Here is a 12,696-nt window from a genome sequence, read left to right as displayed (position 1 = left end):
CGGATGCACTCCAGGCGCGAGTGGGCGTGGGGATACCTCCTCATCGCCCCCATGGCGCTGGGCCTGGCCGTCTTCTACCTGTGGCCCATCGCCCAGACCGTGTACCTCAGCTTCACCGAGTCAGGGGTGTTCGGCGGGCAGACCTGGGTGGGGACGGCCAACTTCGCCACCCTGCTCGGCGACGAGGAGATGCTCGGCGCGCTTCGCAACACCCTTCTCTACGCCGTGCTCGTGCTGGCCGGCGTACCGCTGTCCATCGTCGTCGCGGCCCTGCTCAACGTGCCGGGACTGCGTGGCCTGAGCGTCTACCGGACCCTGTACTTCCTGCCCGTCGTCACCATGCCCGCCGCGGTCGGCCTGACCTGGCGCTACCTGTTCAACGGCGACTTCGGCGCGATCAATCACCTGCTGGGCGCGATCGGCGTCGACGGGCCGTACTGGGTGGGCGATCCCGACTTCGCCCTCTACGCGATCGCGATCGTCGGGGTCTGGAGCACGATCGGCTACAACGCCGTGCTGTTCCTGGCCGGGCTGCAGGGCATCCCGCGGCCGTACTACGAGGCCGCCTCGATCGACGGGGCGGGACGGGTGCGGCAGTTCTTCCGCATCACCCTCCCGCTGCTCACCCCCACCACGTTCTTCGTCATCGTGATCACCATGATCAACGCCTTGCAGGTCTTCGACCTGGTCTTCCTCATGATCGACCTCAAGAGCCCGGCGCTGAGCGGCAGCCGCACGATCGTCTACCTCTTCTTCGAGAAAGGATTCGTGCAGAACCAGCGGGGGCTCGCCGCGGCCATCGCCGTGGTGCTGCTCGGGCTGATCCTCGTGCTGACCGCGATCCAGTTCCGGCTGCAGAAGAAGTGGGTGCACTATGAATAGGCCGAGGACCTGGCCGGCCCACGTGCTGCTGGCCGCGGGCGCGCTGGTGATGCTGGCGCCTTTCGCCCTGCAGCTCGTGGTCTCGCTGCAGACCCTGCCCGACTCACTGCGCGTGCCTCCACGGTTCACGCCCTCCTGGCAGTGGTCGAACTTCGCCGACGTCTTCCGTACCGTGCCGCTGGCCCGGCAGTTCCTCAACACCGTCGTGGTCACCGCGGCCGTCACCGCCGGGCAGCTGCTGCTGTGCTCGCTGGCCGCCTTCGCCTTCGCCCGGCTGCGCTTCCCCGGCCGCGGCGCCATCTTCCTGCTCTTCCTGGCCGTCCTCATGGTTCCCGGCGAGTTGTTCATCATTCCGCGTTACGAGATCATGCAGGGGCTCGGCTGGCTCAACACCCTGCAGGCGCTGATCGCGCCGGGCGTCTTCGGCGCCTTCGGGACGTTCCTGCTGAGACAGTTCTTCCTCACTCTGCCCAGGGAGCTCGACGAGGCCGCCCGCCTGGACGGGGCCAACCCGGTGCAGGTGTACTGGCACATCATGCTGCCGCTGGTCAGGCCGGGCCTGCTCGCCCTGGGACTGCTGACCGTCATGTGGTCGTGGAGCAGCCTGCTGTGGCCGCTGGTGGTCAACACCGACCCGGAGATGATGACGCTCTCGGCGGGGCTCGCCTCGCTGCGCGGCCAGTTCCAGACCAACTTCCCGATCCTGTTCGCCGGCGCCGTCGTGGCCTCCCTGCCGGTGATCGTCCTCTTCGTGGTCATGCAACGGCACTTGATCGCGGGCATCGCATTCACCGGCTCGAAGGGTTAGCCGACTGATCGCGGGCGGGTTCGCCTTCTCCTTCGGAGAACTTGGACGTGGGCCGGGTCGGTGAGGGTCTGGTGGACGCCAGCAGCGTCCGTGCCGGGCCGCCTGCTGCCCCGCGCAGGTGACGGTGAAACGACCCCACCAGGACGGCGGCGTTGCCGCGGGCTTCGGCTCCGCCGCCGAGGACGCGCTTGGGTGTTCTTACAGTCCTCCTCGGCCACAGGGTCGAGATTCTGGACTTGCGGGTACATTTTTCGCGCTCCATCCTGAATTCGTGACCGACGACGACCTGGCTCGCCGCTTCCCGGCGGCCCGCAACACCGACTCGAGAACTTCGAGCAGGTGAAGGTCGCGATCATCCACCAGGTCCTGATCGCCGAGCAGGTTCACGGGCGCGCGCGGCCCGGCGGACCGCTGCCCCGATCATGAGCCTTGCCCTCCACGAGTTCTCCAGCGGCCAGATCATCGCCTGGCGCGACCACAGCCATCCCGACTACGTCCGCAAGCTTTCCGCAAGGTGAAAGCCTCTTCATTACCTCTTTCAGGAGAAATGCAGTTATGTCATTCGACCAGTACTATCTGCTGGGCCGTTCCGGGCTGCGAGTCAGCCGCCTGTCGCTGGGCACGATGAATTTCGGCAAGGACGGTTTCCACGCCCCCTACGGCAAGACCGAGGACGAAGTCCGGCCCATCTTGCGCCGCTACCTGGAAGCGGGCGGAAACTTCATCGACACCGCGGACTTCTACACGGCGGGCGCGAGCGAGACGATCCTCGGCAAGCTCATCGCCGACGCCGGGGTCCGCGAGCGGGTGGTGCTCACCTCCAAGTTCACCAACAGCATCGACCCTGGTGACCCGAACGCGGGCGGGAACGGCCGCAAGCACATGATCCGGGCGATCGAGGCGTCGCTGCGCCGCCTGCGGACCGACTACCTCGACCTGTACCTGCTGCACACGTGGGACCGCATCACCCCCGTCGAGGAGGTACTACGCACCTTCGACGACCTCACCAAGGCGGGCAAGATCCGCTACGCCGGCCTGTCCGACGTGCCGGCCTGGTACGCCGCCCGAGCGCAGACGCTGGCCGAAGCACACTCGCTCGCGCCGATGGTCAACCTGCAGTTGCCCTACTCACTCGCCGCACGGACCATCGAGACAGAACACGTTCCCGCCGGGCAGGCCCTGGGACTCGGGATCACAGCGTGGAGTCCGCTGGGCGGCGGTTTCCTCACCGGCAAGTACCGCAACTCGGACAAGGGCTTGACCGGCGAAGGACGCCTCAGCGGCGCCGGCGGCGGGCTGGAGTGGAACGACCAGCAGTGGGAATTGCTGAAGACGCTGGAGACCGTGGCCGGCGAACTGGGCGTGACGATGGCCCAGGTGGCGCTCAACTGGGTCGTGACCCAGCCAGGGATAGCCTCGGCCATCGTGGGGGCCAGCAGCGCCGAGCAGCTCGGTTCCTCACTGGCGGCCCTCGACTTCGAGCTGCCGGCGGAATTGCGCGCCGAGCTCGACGCGGCCAGTGCCGTGCCGCCGGGCGACCTGTACAAGATGTTCACGCCGGAGTACCAGTCGTGGTTGATCAACGTCGGTGTCAAAGTCGGTGACAAGCCGGTCGGCTACCAACCCGTTGTCCGGAACTGGGCGCCGGAGAAGCAGATCTGATCCGCGAGGCAGGTCTCGCCTCGCCCACCGAGGCTCAGGTGCGCGCGGGTGCGCCCGTACGCAGGTGGTCGAGGCACAGGTCCAGCACATACTCCAGGTACTCCGCGGAGCCCGTCGACATCAAGAGCGTCACGCCGCCCTGGATCGCGGCGATCAGGGCGGCGGAGGTACGTACGGGATCGACGTCCCGGCTGATCTGGCCGCTCTCTCGCATCCGCTCGATGCCCACCTGGATCTGGCGCCGCCACTGTTCCATCAGTTGCCGGGTAACGGCCTGCGCGGCTGGGCTGTACCTGCCGATCTCGGTGATCAGCACCCCCAGCGGGCAGTGCACCCCCTGCCGCCGATACCGCTCGACCACCGCGTCACGCCACTGATGCCACGACGGCCACGAGGTCAGCTGCCCGAGATAGGGCTGTTGGTCCGCGAGCACCTGGTCGGCCTCCCATTGGGCCACCGCCAGCATGAGCTGCTCTTTGCCGTCGGGGAAGTAGTGGAACAGTTGGCTCTTGCCAGTGCGACTGCGCCGGCAGATGTCGTCGAGAGTCGTCGAGGCCACCCCACGCTCGCGGATCTCGGCCCCCGCCGCTTCAATGATCCGCCGGCGGGTCGCGGCACCCTTCTTGGTGAGCACTGGACCTCCGAAAGTGTACCTCTCAGTACATTTTACTTCCCTGGACAGCGTCAATGCCCCGGGCTCCAGCACCTGCCGTTCGACGTCGGTGAGATCAGACGGGTACGCCGGTTTCCGGTCGCGGCATGCGCATCCCGGCGAGGCGCGGCCACTGGCGTCCACGACGGCGGACGGGTAGCCGGACGACCACCGGCTCCTGGCCGCCGAGCTGCTCAGACACCGCCTCAAGGGGCAGCGGCCGGCGGGAGCGGACCCAGGTCGCGGATGATATCGGCCAGGGCCCGGATGGGCTCGTTCTCCGCCTCACTCCGCCACACCAGCGCGTACGGCAGCGGCTCCATGTCGATGACCGGCAGGTAGGCGATGTCCGGCCGGGTCCAGTAGCGGGCGACGTGGGCGGGGAAGAGCACGACGAGCCCGTCCATGCTGGCGAGGGTCATGGCCTCTTCGGCGTCCCCCACCACGGGGCCGCGCTCGATCTGACGTCCGCGCCGAGTAAGGCGCGGGGCGTAGGCGTCGAACCAGTAGCCGGGCCCGGTGTCGGCGTGCGGATGCTGGAAGTCGGAGATCATCTCCAGCGAGACCGACGGGCGCGGGGCGAGCTGGTGGTCCTTGGCGACGGCCAGCACGCGCTGCTCGGCGAACACGACCGGCCCCACGGTGAGGTCGGGTTCGTCGACGGGCAGCCAGCTCACCAGGACGTCGATGTCTCCGCGGCGCAGCGCGGGAAAGGCGTGGCCCAGCTGCGCGCTGTGGATGCGCAGCTTCCACTGCGGGTGGCGCAGGCGGAAGACGTCCCAGTAGGGGCGCAGGTCATAGGCGTTGAGCGGCAGCATGCCGACGCGCAGCGTGCCGGTGATGCCCTGGCCGGCGAGCTGGGCGCGTTCCATGCTGTCCTTCAGCCCGGCGTAGAGCGGCCGGAGGTCGTCCCGGAGCTGCCGCCCGACCTGGGTCAGCCGGACCGTGCGGTTGTTGCGCTCGAACAGCGGAGCGCCGACCTGCCGTTCCTGCTTCTGGATCGCCTGGGTGACGCGAGCGGGCGACAGGCAGAGCCGGGTGGCGGTGCGGCCGAAGTGCAGCTCCTCCGCCAGGGTCAGGAAGATCTCGATGTCACGCAGTTCCACGCCTGACCTGCTCCGTTCACTCACACTGAAGGTGATCTTGCGGGTTTCGCCGTTGTTTCGGGTGTTCACCGTACTTGATCCTCGATTCGTACGATTTGCCTTGGTCGAGGAGCACACGGATGGACGCCCTTGTTTGCGCTGCCGGCATCGCCGGGCCCGCCCTGGCGTACTGGCTGCGCCATCACGGGTTCGCCCCGACCGTGGTGGAGCGCGCTCCGCGGATGCGCGAGGGCGGGTACGCGGCGGGCCTGCGCGGCGAGGCGCTGGACGTACTGGACCGGATGGCCCTACTGGAGCAGGCCGAAGCGCTGGACCTGCGGCTGGGTGACACCGCGATGGCGGACGAGTACGCCGCGGCCGAGCGGTTCGCCGGAGAAGGCCGGCCGGTCCGGCGCCTGCTGGAAGAGATTCCCGGCTCCGCCGCGGAGTGGCCCTCACCTGGGGCTGCTCGCTGACCTGGTGCTACGGGTCAACGACGGCCCGACGTCAGGTCCCTTCGCGAGGCGAACGTACGAACGCCGGATCGCAACCGCACCGGCGGACCAACCATGACGACAAGGAGACGACACTTATGGCGAACGGCTTCTCCGAGCAGGGGCTGCTCAGGCTGAGGGACGTGCTGGCGCGGCACGTCGAGTCCGGGCGGATTCCCGGCCTGGTGGCTCTGGTCGGCCGCGGCGGCCGGACCCACGTCGAGGCGCTGGGCACCATGCAGCACGACGGTGGCGCGCCGATGCGGTGTGACACGATCTTCCGGATGGCCTCCACCTCCAAGCCGGTCACGATCGCGGCGGCGATGGTGCTGCTGGACGAGTGCCGGCTGCGGCTGGACGACGTGGTCGAACCGTGGCTGCCCGAGCTGGCGGACCGCAAGGTGCTGACGAGCATCGGCGCCGACCTGGACGACACCGTGCCGGCGCGGCGCCCGATCACCGTACGGGACGTGCTCACCTCCACCTTCGGCCTCGGCATGGACATGACGGCGCTGGGCACCCCCATCCTGAACGCGATCTTCGAGCGGGGCCTGACGCCGAACCTGCCGGTCGAGGTCCCCGAGCAGGACGAGTGGATGCGCCGCCTCGGGGAGCTGCCGCTCATGCACCAGCCCGGCGCGCAGTGGCAGTACCAGATCAGCAGCGACCTGGTCGGCGTGCTCGTCTCCCGCGTGAGCGGCCAGACGTTCGGCGACTTCCTGCACGAGCGCGTCTTCGAGCCGCTCGGCATGCGCGACACCGCCTTCCACGTGCCCGCCGGCCGGCTGGACCGGCTGCCCACCCTGTACGCACCCGACCCCGCCACGGGCGAGTTCCTCGCCTGGGACGAGCCCGAGCACGGCCGCTGGAGCAGCCCCCCGGCCTTCCAGGGCGGCGGAGGCGGCCTGGTCTCCACCGCCGACGACTACCACGCCTACTTCCGCATGCTGCTCAACGGCGGCGTCCACGAGGGCCGGCGCATCCTGTCGCGGCCCGCCGTCGAGCTGATGACCACCAACCGGCTCACCCCCGAGCAGAACGCCGCCCGCACCGCCCTGGCCCGCGACAACGTGCACATCTCCTTCGGCCAGGGCCAGCAGGGCGGCTGGGGCATGGGCATGGCGGTGCGCACCTACCGCGGCGACTACGCGCCGGTCGGCCAGTTCGGCTGGGACGGCGGCAGCGGCACCTCCGCCTACGCCGACCCCGCCAACGACCTGACCGGCATCCTGCTCTGCCAGCTCGGCTACACCGTGCCCAGCCCGGCCCACCTCATGAGCGACTTCTGGACCACCCTCTACCAGGCCATCGACTGACGCAAGCCGCTCGACACCTGCTGAGCAGAGGGGATCGCGTCGTGGCCACGGCCCACGACGCGAGGCCACCGGCGGACCTGGACACGCCACCCCGGCACCTGGCGTCCCGCTCCACCCGCCTCCGCGGCGGATCGCCGGCAGCCGGTCCTGGCGTGGTCCACCAGATGGACCAGGCCAGGACCGAGGAGCACCACGCCTGAGAGCATCTCGGTCGCCCGGCTCCCGGCCGGCGGCTCTGTCCCGGTTCGCGCACGTCACCGGCGCGACGAACGACACGATCGAAAGGTGATCGATGACGAACCACCTCGGGCCCACCCGGCCCGCGGAAGACCTGCGAGAAGAGCGGCCGGCGGGGAACGCCGACGTGATCATCGTGGGGGCCGGCCCGACCGGACTCATGCTGGCCGCCGAACTGCACCTGGCCGGAGTGCGGCCCCTGGTGCTGGAACGGCAGCCGCGCCCCCGCGACACCCCCAAGGCCGGCGGCCTGGGCGGCCAGATCCTGGAACTCCTGCGTCACCGAGGCTTGCTGGAACGTCTCGAAGCGGCCTGCACCGGCCCCGCGCCGGCTCCCCGGTTCCCGTTCGGCGGGGTGCACCTGGACTTCACCCACCTGCCGGATCCCCCGATGCACGCCCTGCCGCTGCCGCAGCAGCTGCTGGAGCGGCTGCTCGGCGACCGCGCCGGCGAACTCGACGTCGACCTCCGGCGCGGCCACGAGGTGATCGGGGTGCGCCAGGACGGCGACGCGGTCGTCGTGGACGTGCTCGGCCCGGACGGCCCGTACCGGACGCGCACGCGGTACCTCGTGGGATGTGACGGCGCGCGCAGCCGCATCCGCGACTGGGCCGGTATCCCGTTCCCCGGCACCACCTATCCGGAGGTCAACCGGCTGGCCCAGGTCACCCTGCCCGGCACGGTCACCGTGCTCGGCAACGGCGATCTCGACGTCCCCGGCTTCGGCACCATCCGCGCCGGATTCACCCGCACCGGCCAGGGCCTGCTCGGCGTCGGTTCCACGCCCGGCACCCAGTCCGTCTCCCTCTACACCATCGAGGACGAGACCACCGAATACGACGACGACGTCCCGATGACGCTCACCGAACTGCAGGACAGCATCCACCGCGTGCTCGGCGCCCACCTGCCCCTGGCCGGATCGACCCGGCTGTCGCGCTTCACCTTCAAGGCGTACCAGGCCGAACGCTACCGCGAGGGGCGGATCCTGCTGGCCGGTGACGCGGCGCACCTGTTCCCGGCCACCGGAGTGGCGCTCAACGCCGGCATGCTGGACGCGGTCAACCTGGCCTGGAAGCTGGCCGCCGACCTCCACGGCAACGCCCCGGCCGGCTTGCTGGACACCTACCACGACGAACGCCACCTGGCCGGCGCCCGCACCCTGCTGCACACCCGAGCGCAGGTGGCCCTGCGGCGCGGGCACGACGCGGCCGCCGAAGCGCTGCGCGAGGTCTTCACCGAACTGCTCGCCGACGAGCAGCCGCTGCGCCGCATCGGGGCCCTCGTCGCCGGCACCGACATCCGCTACCCGATGCCCGGCACCGGGCATCATCCGCTGGCCGGCGCCTTCGCCCCCGACCTCACCCTGCACAGCGGCCAGGGCATCACCAGCGTCGCCGAACTCATGCACCCCGCCCGGCCCGTCCTGCTCGACCTGGCCGACCGCCCAGAGCTCCTCCGGACCGCCCGCGACTGGCGGCATCTCCTCGACGTCCACACCGCCAAGACCGACGACCCACCGGCCGACACCCTGCTGATCCGCCCGGACGGTCACGTCGCCTGGGCCGCGGGCCTCGGCGAGAGCGCCGGCAGCGCCACGCTCTCGCTGCGTGCGGCACTCTCCGCATGGTTCGGTAAGCCTTCGACCATCGGAGAGACGTGACAAGCAGGCTCACCGAGCTGACCATCGACTGCCAGGATCCGGAGAGGCTGGCGGCCTTCTGGTGCGAGGTCCTGGGCTTCGAAGTGATCGACCGGAGCGAGGGCAAGGTCGAGATCGGGTCCTGGGTGCCTGCCGTCGAGGAGGTCCGGGCCCGCCAGATGCCACCCACCCTGCAGTTCATCCGGGTGCCCGCGGGCAAGACCGTGAAGAACCGGCTCCACCTCGACGTCAGCCCGATCGACGGCAGCACCGACGACGAGGTGACCAGGCTGCTCGGCCTCGGCGCCGTCAGGACGGACGTGGGCCAAGGCCCGGACCGGAGCTGGGTGGTCATGGCCGACCCCGAGGGCAACGAGTTCTGCGTCCTGCGCACCCTGGCGGTGACGCACCACAGCTAGCATCACGCCTTACGCTACGTACCAGCAGCTCCAGGTGATCCCGTTCGGGTCGCCTTCCAGGGCCGGCTCCGGCACTCGTGTGGTCAGCCGCTGCGCAGCAGGCCTCCCTCACCGGCCGGCGGCAGCCCCTCGCTACAGGCCCGATCGAGGAGCACCGAGATCAGCCGTTCGTCCGCCATCGGGCGGTCCGGCTCGACACGCGGTTCGTTCATGGACAGCGACCCCACGGCGGTTTCGGACATCAGGCTCGGTGACGGCCACCGGGCATCCTGCCGTGCCACCGCGCCCGGCTTACTGACGCACGGCGGACGGCCCGGTGGCCGGGTCATCTCACTGGACGGTGATCAGGCCCCGCTGGTAGGCGCGGACGAGGCGCCGGGGCACGAGGAGCTCCCGCCCGTTCACGGTGATCGGGACGAGGTCGGGCGCCGTGGCCTTCCACTGGCTGCGGCGGTGCCGGGTGTTGCTGCGCGAGGTCTTGCGCTTGGGGACGGCCATGGCTACCAGCTCGCCTTCGTGATGCCGGGCAGCTCGCCGCGGTGGGCCATCTCGCGGAACCGCACCCGGGAGAGCCCGAACTTGGTCAGGTGCCCGCGAGGGCGGCCGTCGACGGAGTCGCGGTTGCGCACGCGGGTGGCGCTGGCGTCGCGTGGCTGCCGGGACAGCTCGCGTACGGCGTCCGCCCGCTCCTGCGGCGTGCCGGTGCGGATGACCTCCTTCAGCCGCGCGCGCCGTTCGGCGTAACGCAGGACGACGGCCTTGCGCCGCTCATTGGCGGCGATCTTGCTCTTCTTCGCCATCAGACCTTCTCTCCCCTGGCGCGGATCCGCGCGACGGCCGCCTCGACGCCGATCTTGTCGATGGTCTTGATCGCGCGGGCGCTGACGGTGAGCCGGACGTAGCGGTCCTCGCTGGGCAACCAGTAGCGGCGCTGCTGGATGTTGGGGTTCCAGCGGCGCCGGGTGCGGCGGTGGGAGTGGGAGACGTTGTTACCGAAGACCGGCTTGACGCCGGTGAGCTGGCAGTGCGCGGACATCAGGCCCTCCCGTAGCGCTGGTTGAACCGCTCGACGCGCCCGGCGGTGTCGAGGACGCGGCTGCGGCCGGTGTAGAACGGGTGACTCGCCGACGACACGTCGACGTCCACCACCGGGTACGTGTTGCCGTCCGTCCACTCGATCGTCTTGTCGCTGCTGATCGTCGAGCGGGTGAGGAACGCGAAGTCCGCGCCGGGGTCGCGGAAGACGACCGGCCGGTACTCCGGGTGGATGCCCTTCTTCATCGTTCCTCCCGGAAGAGGACGTGCCGACGGATGGTCGGGTCGTACTTGCGCAAGGTGAGCCTGTCGGGGGTGTTCCTGCGGCTCTTCCTCGTCACGTACGTGTAGCCGGTGCCGGCCGTGGATCGGAGTTTGATCACGGGTCGCACCTCATTTCTAGCCAAAACGGTTCCTTCCCATGGGCGAACTCATGCCATGATAACGACAACGGTTTTCATTGTTGCAACGGAGGCTTCATGCCGACCCGCACAGTCCTCGTCGCGGGCATGCACGCCACGGCGCGTACCGCCACGATCGAGCGGCTGCCGGCACCCCACGAGGTGAAGCTCGCGCACCGGCATCTGAACCTGTTGGAGGCACTGTGCCCATTCCCGTCGCCCTCGTCGGGGGCCTGTACGGCTGCGCCCGGGCCGAGGCGGTCGATCGCCTGCTGCGCCGCCATCCAGGAGCCATCACCATCGGTCACGGCATCACCGCGGGCCAGGCCGAGCGGGTGGCCCGCGACTCCCCCGGCGCGCCGCTGCTGATCATCGACCTCGGTGACTCGGTCGAGCCGCGCCCGGTGGCCGAAGCCCTGGCCCGTGCCGGCCATCTCCGCCTGGCCTGCGTGCACACGGCGCTGGACGCCGGGCACCTGCCCGTGGACATCTGCCGGGGCGACCGCCTGGCCGACACCTGCCGGACCGCGACGGCCGGCGATCATCGGCACCTGGCCGAGGTGCTGGCCCGCCAGATCGAGTACGCCACCAGCCTGTCGCTGCACGGTGGCGACGCCGAGGACGCCGAGTTGTCGGCCGCCGTGCTCGGCCACCTGGCCCCGCACACGCCGATCGTCACCGTCCCCGACCCCACGGGCCCCACGCTGGACGTCCGCGAACTCGCCGAACGCGTCGACCCGGCCACCGCCCAGTTCCCCGCGGACGGGCGGGCCGGCGAGGTCACCACGGTCGTCTGGCACCGGCTGCGCCCGCTCCACCCCGGCCGGCTGTTCGACGTCATGGACGAGCTCGTCACCACCACGGTCCGCTCTCGCGGCCGGTTCTGGCTGGCCAACCGGCACGAACGCATGCTGGCCTGGGACGCCGTGGCCGGGGTGGTCTCCGTGCGGGACGCCGGCCCCTGGCTGGCGGCACTGCCCGAGGCCGCCTGGGAGCTGGTCTCCCCGGCCCGCCGGGCCGCCGCCGCCCTGGACTGGAACCCGATCATCGGCGACCGCGTCCAGCACCTGGTCTTCACCGGGCCTGACGTCGACCACGACCGCATCTGCGGCCTGCTCGACTCCTGCCTCACCGATCACGGGGACCTGCTGCCGGGCGCCGCGGCGTGGGCCCGATACGACGACCCCTTCGCCCCCGTACTGAACCTGGAGGAGAGCACGTGAAGCCTCATGTGAGCGACGAGTACGAGCGTTCCGCGGAGTTCGTGGACATCATGCTCGCCGCGCCCTGGACGGCGCTGGCCCCCACGCTGGCCGAGGCGCTGCGCGGAGCCCCCGGGCCCGTCGTGGACGTGGGCGCCGGAGGCGGCCACGGCACCCGCGTGATCGCGCGGACACTGCCGGGGGCGGAGATCCACGCCGTGGAGCCGTCGCCAGGGCTGCGCGCGGTCCTGCTCGCCAGGGTCAACGACGACCCCGGCCTGCGCGACCGCGTGACCGTGCTGCCGGGCGGCCTGCTCCAGGCCACGCTGCCGCCCCGCCTGGGCACGCTGGTCGCCATGAACGTCATCGGCCACTTCGGCCCCGGCGACCGCCGTACGATCTGGCGGCTGCTGGCCGAACGCCTGCTGCCCGGCGGCCGGGCCGTGCTCAACCTCCAGCCTCCGGCCGAACCCGTCGCCGTGCCGCAGACCCGGTTCTCCGAGCTGCGCATAGGGCGGCGACGGTACGAGGGCTGGGGCCGCGCAGAACCCTCCGGGCCCGACCAGATCACCTGGCACATGACCTACCGCGCCTTCCAGGACGGGGAACCGGCCGAGGAGGTGGAGGTCGAGTACGCCTGGTGGCTCCTCGCCCCGGACCGGCTCAAGGCCGAACTCGCCGGGCACGGCCTGCATGCCACGCCCACCGGCCCGGCCGAGCTGGGACTGTGGTGCATCACGGGATCACCCGGGTGAGGCGTGGCACGGGACGGCAACCCTGTGGACCTCGCGCTCTCGCCTCGATCGCCAAGCTGAGACCCCGACTCGGCTGATCTCGGAGGGCGTCGGCGAAATTGATAACGAT

The 12,696-nt window shown here is 70.3% G+C and carries 17 protein-coding genes; 9 read left to right on the top strand and 8 right to left on the bottom strand.

From position 1 onward, the window contains the following. Window positions 1-3: 3 nt before the first annotated feature. The 3 genes from AB0K18_RS35930 to AB0K18_RS35920 all read left to right on the top strand — a co-directional run bounded on the left by AB0K18_RS35930 (window position 4) and on the right by AB0K18_RS35920 (window position 3,352). Complete coding sequence (locus tag AB0K18_RS35930) at window positions 4-882, top strand: sugar ABC transporter permease (RefSeq protein WP_364382218.1); 879 nt, start codon at window positions 4-6, stop codon at window positions 880-882. Further along, window positions 875-1,690: a carbohydrate ABC transporter permease gene (locus AB0K18_RS35925; RefSeq protein ID WP_364382221.1), complete on the top strand. Its 816-nt coding sequence runs from the start codon at window positions 875-877 to the stop codon at window positions 1,688-1,690. Before AB0K18_RS35930 ends, AB0K18_RS35925 begins: the two co-directional genes overlap by 8 nt. A 555-nt stretch (window positions 1,691-2,245) precedes the next feature. Then, complete coding sequence (locus AB0K18_RS35920; protein ID WP_364923632.1) at window positions 2,246-3,352, top strand: aldo/keto reductase; 1,107 nt, start codon at window positions 2,246-2,248, stop codon at window positions 3,350-3,352. Between the two features lie 34 nt (window positions 3,353-3,386). Here AB0K18_RS35920 and AB0K18_RS35915 read toward each other — a convergent pair whose 3' ends face one another. Next, window positions 3,387-3,986 (bottom strand): TetR/AcrR family transcriptional regulator, encoded by a 600-nt coding sequence (locus AB0K18_RS35915; RefSeq protein WP_364923629.1) that lies wholly within the window; start codon window positions 3,984-3,986, stop codon window positions 3,387-3,389. 224 nt (window positions 3,987-4,210) lie between these two features. Beyond that, window positions 4,211-5,110: a LysR family transcriptional regulator gene (locus tag AB0K18_RS35910; RefSeq protein ID WP_364923627.1), complete on the bottom strand. Its 900-nt coding sequence runs from the start codon at window positions 5,108-5,110 to the stop codon at window positions 4,211-4,213. Between the two features lie 119 nt (window positions 5,111-5,229). On the opposite strand from AB0K18_RS35910, the gene AB0K18_RS35905 reads away from it, so the two are divergent. The 4 genes from AB0K18_RS35905 to AB0K18_RS35890 all read left to right on the top strand — a co-directional run bounded on the left by AB0K18_RS35905 (window position 5,230) and on the right by AB0K18_RS35890 (window position 9,194). After that, window positions 5,230-5,565, top strand: coding sequence for a hypothetical protein (locus tag AB0K18_RS35905; RefSeq protein WP_364923624.1), 336 nt, complete (start codon window positions 5,230-5,232; stop codon window positions 5,563-5,565). 116 nt (window positions 5,566-5,681) lie between these two features. Next, window positions 5,682-6,899 carry a serine hydrolase domain-containing protein gene (locus tag AB0K18_RS35900; RefSeq protein ID WP_364923621.1) on the top strand — a complete coding sequence of 406 codons (1,218 nt, stop codon included), beginning with the start codon at window positions 5,682-5,684 and terminating at the stop codon, window positions 6,897-6,899. A gap of 292 nt (window positions 6,900-7,191) precedes the next feature. Further along, window positions 7,192-8,796 (top strand): FAD-dependent monooxygenase, encoded by a 1,605-nt coding sequence (locus tag AB0K18_RS35895; RefSeq protein ID WP_364923618.1) that lies wholly within the window; start codon window positions 7,192-7,194, stop codon window positions 8,794-8,796. Further along, window positions 8,793-9,194 carry a VOC family protein gene (locus AB0K18_RS35890; RefSeq protein ID WP_364382242.1) on the top strand — a complete coding sequence of 134 codons (402 nt, stop codon included), beginning with the start codon at window positions 8,793-8,795 and terminating at the stop codon, window positions 9,192-9,194. Before AB0K18_RS35895 ends, AB0K18_RS35890 begins: the two co-directional genes overlap by 4 nt. A gap of 83 nt (window positions 9,195-9,277) precedes the next feature. Here AB0K18_RS35890 and AB0K18_RS35885 read toward each other — a convergent pair whose 3' ends face one another. From AB0K18_RS35885 to rpmG, 6 genes are all read right to left on the bottom strand, one after another. Further along, window positions 9,278-9,406: a hypothetical protein gene (locus AB0K18_RS35885; protein WP_364382245.1), complete on the bottom strand. Its 129-nt coding sequence runs from the start codon at window positions 9,404-9,406 to the stop codon at window positions 9,278-9,280. Between the two features lie 118 nt (window positions 9,407-9,524). After that, window positions 9,525-9,692, bottom strand: a complete 168-nt coding sequence (gene rpmF / locus AB0K18_RS35880) for a 50S ribosomal protein L32 (RefSeq protein WP_345408644.1) — start codon at window positions 9,690-9,692, stop codon at window positions 9,525-9,527. A gap of 2 nt (window positions 9,693-9,694) precedes the next feature. After that, a complete protein-coding gene (gene rpsN / locus AB0K18_RS35875) occupies window positions 9,695-9,994 on the bottom strand; it encodes a 30S ribosomal protein S14 (RefSeq protein ID WP_345408646.1) in 300 nt (99 codons plus the stop codon). After that, window positions 9,994-10,230: a 50S ribosomal protein L28 gene (rpmB, locus tag AB0K18_RS35870; RefSeq protein WP_364382433.1), complete on the bottom strand. Its 237-nt coding sequence runs from the start codon at window positions 10,228-10,230 to the stop codon at window positions 9,994-9,996. The genes rpsN and rpmB overlap by 1 nt, the downstream gene beginning before the upstream one ends. Then, a complete protein-coding gene (locus AB0K18_RS35865) occupies window positions 10,230-10,475 on the bottom strand; it encodes a type B 50S ribosomal protein L31 (RefSeq protein ID WP_364923610.1) in 246 nt (81 codons plus the stop codon). The genes rpmB and AB0K18_RS35865 overlap by 1 nt, the downstream gene beginning before the upstream one ends. Next, a complete protein-coding gene (gene rpmG, locus AB0K18_RS35860) occupies window positions 10,472-10,636 on the bottom strand; it encodes a 50S ribosomal protein L33 (RefSeq protein WP_364382251.1) in 165 nt (54 codons plus the stop codon). The genes AB0K18_RS35865 and rpmG overlap by 4 nt, the downstream gene beginning before the upstream one ends. A gap of 197 nt (window positions 10,637-10,833) precedes the next feature. Between rpmG and AB0K18_RS35855 the strand changes: the two genes are divergently transcribed. Further along, window positions 10,834-11,853: a GTP-binding protein gene (locus AB0K18_RS35855; protein ID WP_364923608.1), complete on the top strand. Its 1,020-nt coding sequence runs from the start codon at window positions 10,834-10,836 to the stop codon at window positions 11,851-11,853. After that, window positions 11,850-12,587, top strand: coding sequence for a class I SAM-dependent methyltransferase (locus tag AB0K18_RS35850; RefSeq protein ID WP_364923605.1), 738 nt, complete (start codon window positions 11,850-11,852; stop codon window positions 12,585-12,587). The genes AB0K18_RS35855 and AB0K18_RS35850 overlap by 4 nt, the downstream gene beginning before the upstream one ends. Window positions 12,588-12,696 lie beyond the last annotated feature (109 nt).

It is taken from the genome of Nonomuraea sp. NPDC049421 (assembly GCF_040677005.1).
In the GTDB taxonomy this organism is placed as follows: Bacteria; Actinomycetota; Actinomycetes; order Streptosporangiales; family Streptosporangiaceae; genus Nonomuraea; species Nonomuraea salmonea.
The sequence above is the reverse complement of the archived record's forward strand: the minus strand, read 5'-3'. Positions and strand labels throughout refer to the sequence as shown.

What these genes read in the sequence shown, in the direction of transcription:
- AB0K18_RS35930 (WP_364382218.1), top strand. Translation starts at nt 4, where the DNA reads ATGCACTCCAGGCGCGAGTGGGCGTGGGGATACCTCCTCATCGCCCCC.
- AB0K18_RS35925 (WP_364382221.1), top strand. Translation starts at nt 875, where the DNA reads ATGAATAGGCCGAGGACCTGGCCGGCCCACGTGCTGCTGGCCGCGGGC.
- AB0K18_RS35920 (WP_364923632.1), top strand. Translation starts at nt 2,246, where the DNA reads ATGTCATTCGACCAGTACTATCTGCTGGGCCGTTCCGGGCTGCGAGTC.
- AB0K18_RS35905 (WP_364923624.1), top strand. Translation starts at nt 5,230, where the DNA reads ATGGACGCCCTTGTTTGCGCTGCCGGCATCGCCGGGCCCGCCCTGGCG.
- AB0K18_RS35900 (WP_364923621.1), top strand. Translation starts at nt 5,682, where the DNA reads ATGGCGAACGGCTTCTCCGAGCAGGGGCTGCTCAGGCTGAGGGACGTG.
- AB0K18_RS35895 (WP_364923618.1), top strand. Translation starts at nt 7,192, where the DNA reads ATGACGAACCACCTCGGGCCCACCCGGCCCGCGGAAGACCTGCGAGAA.
- AB0K18_RS35885 (WP_364382245.1), bottom strand. Translation starts at nt 9,406, where the DNA reads ATGAACGAACCGCGTGTCGAGCCGGACCGCCCGATGGCGGACGAACGG.
- rpmF (WP_345408644.1), bottom strand. Translation starts at nt 9,692, where the DNA reads ATGGCCGTCCCCAAGCGCAAGACCTCGCGCAGCAACACCCGGCACCGC.
- rpsN (WP_345408646.1), bottom strand. Translation starts at nt 9,994, where the DNA reads ATGGCGAAGAAGAGCAAGATCGCCGCCAATGAGCGGCGCAAGGCCGTC.
- rpmB (WP_364382433.1), bottom strand. Translation starts at nt 10,230, where the DNA reads ATGTCCGCGCACTGCCAGCTCACCGGCGTCAAGCCGGTCTTCGGTAAC.
- AB0K18_RS35865 (WP_364923610.1), bottom strand. Translation starts at nt 10,475, where the DNA reads ATGAAGAAGGGCATCCACCCGGAGTACCGGCCGGTCGTCTTCCGCGAC.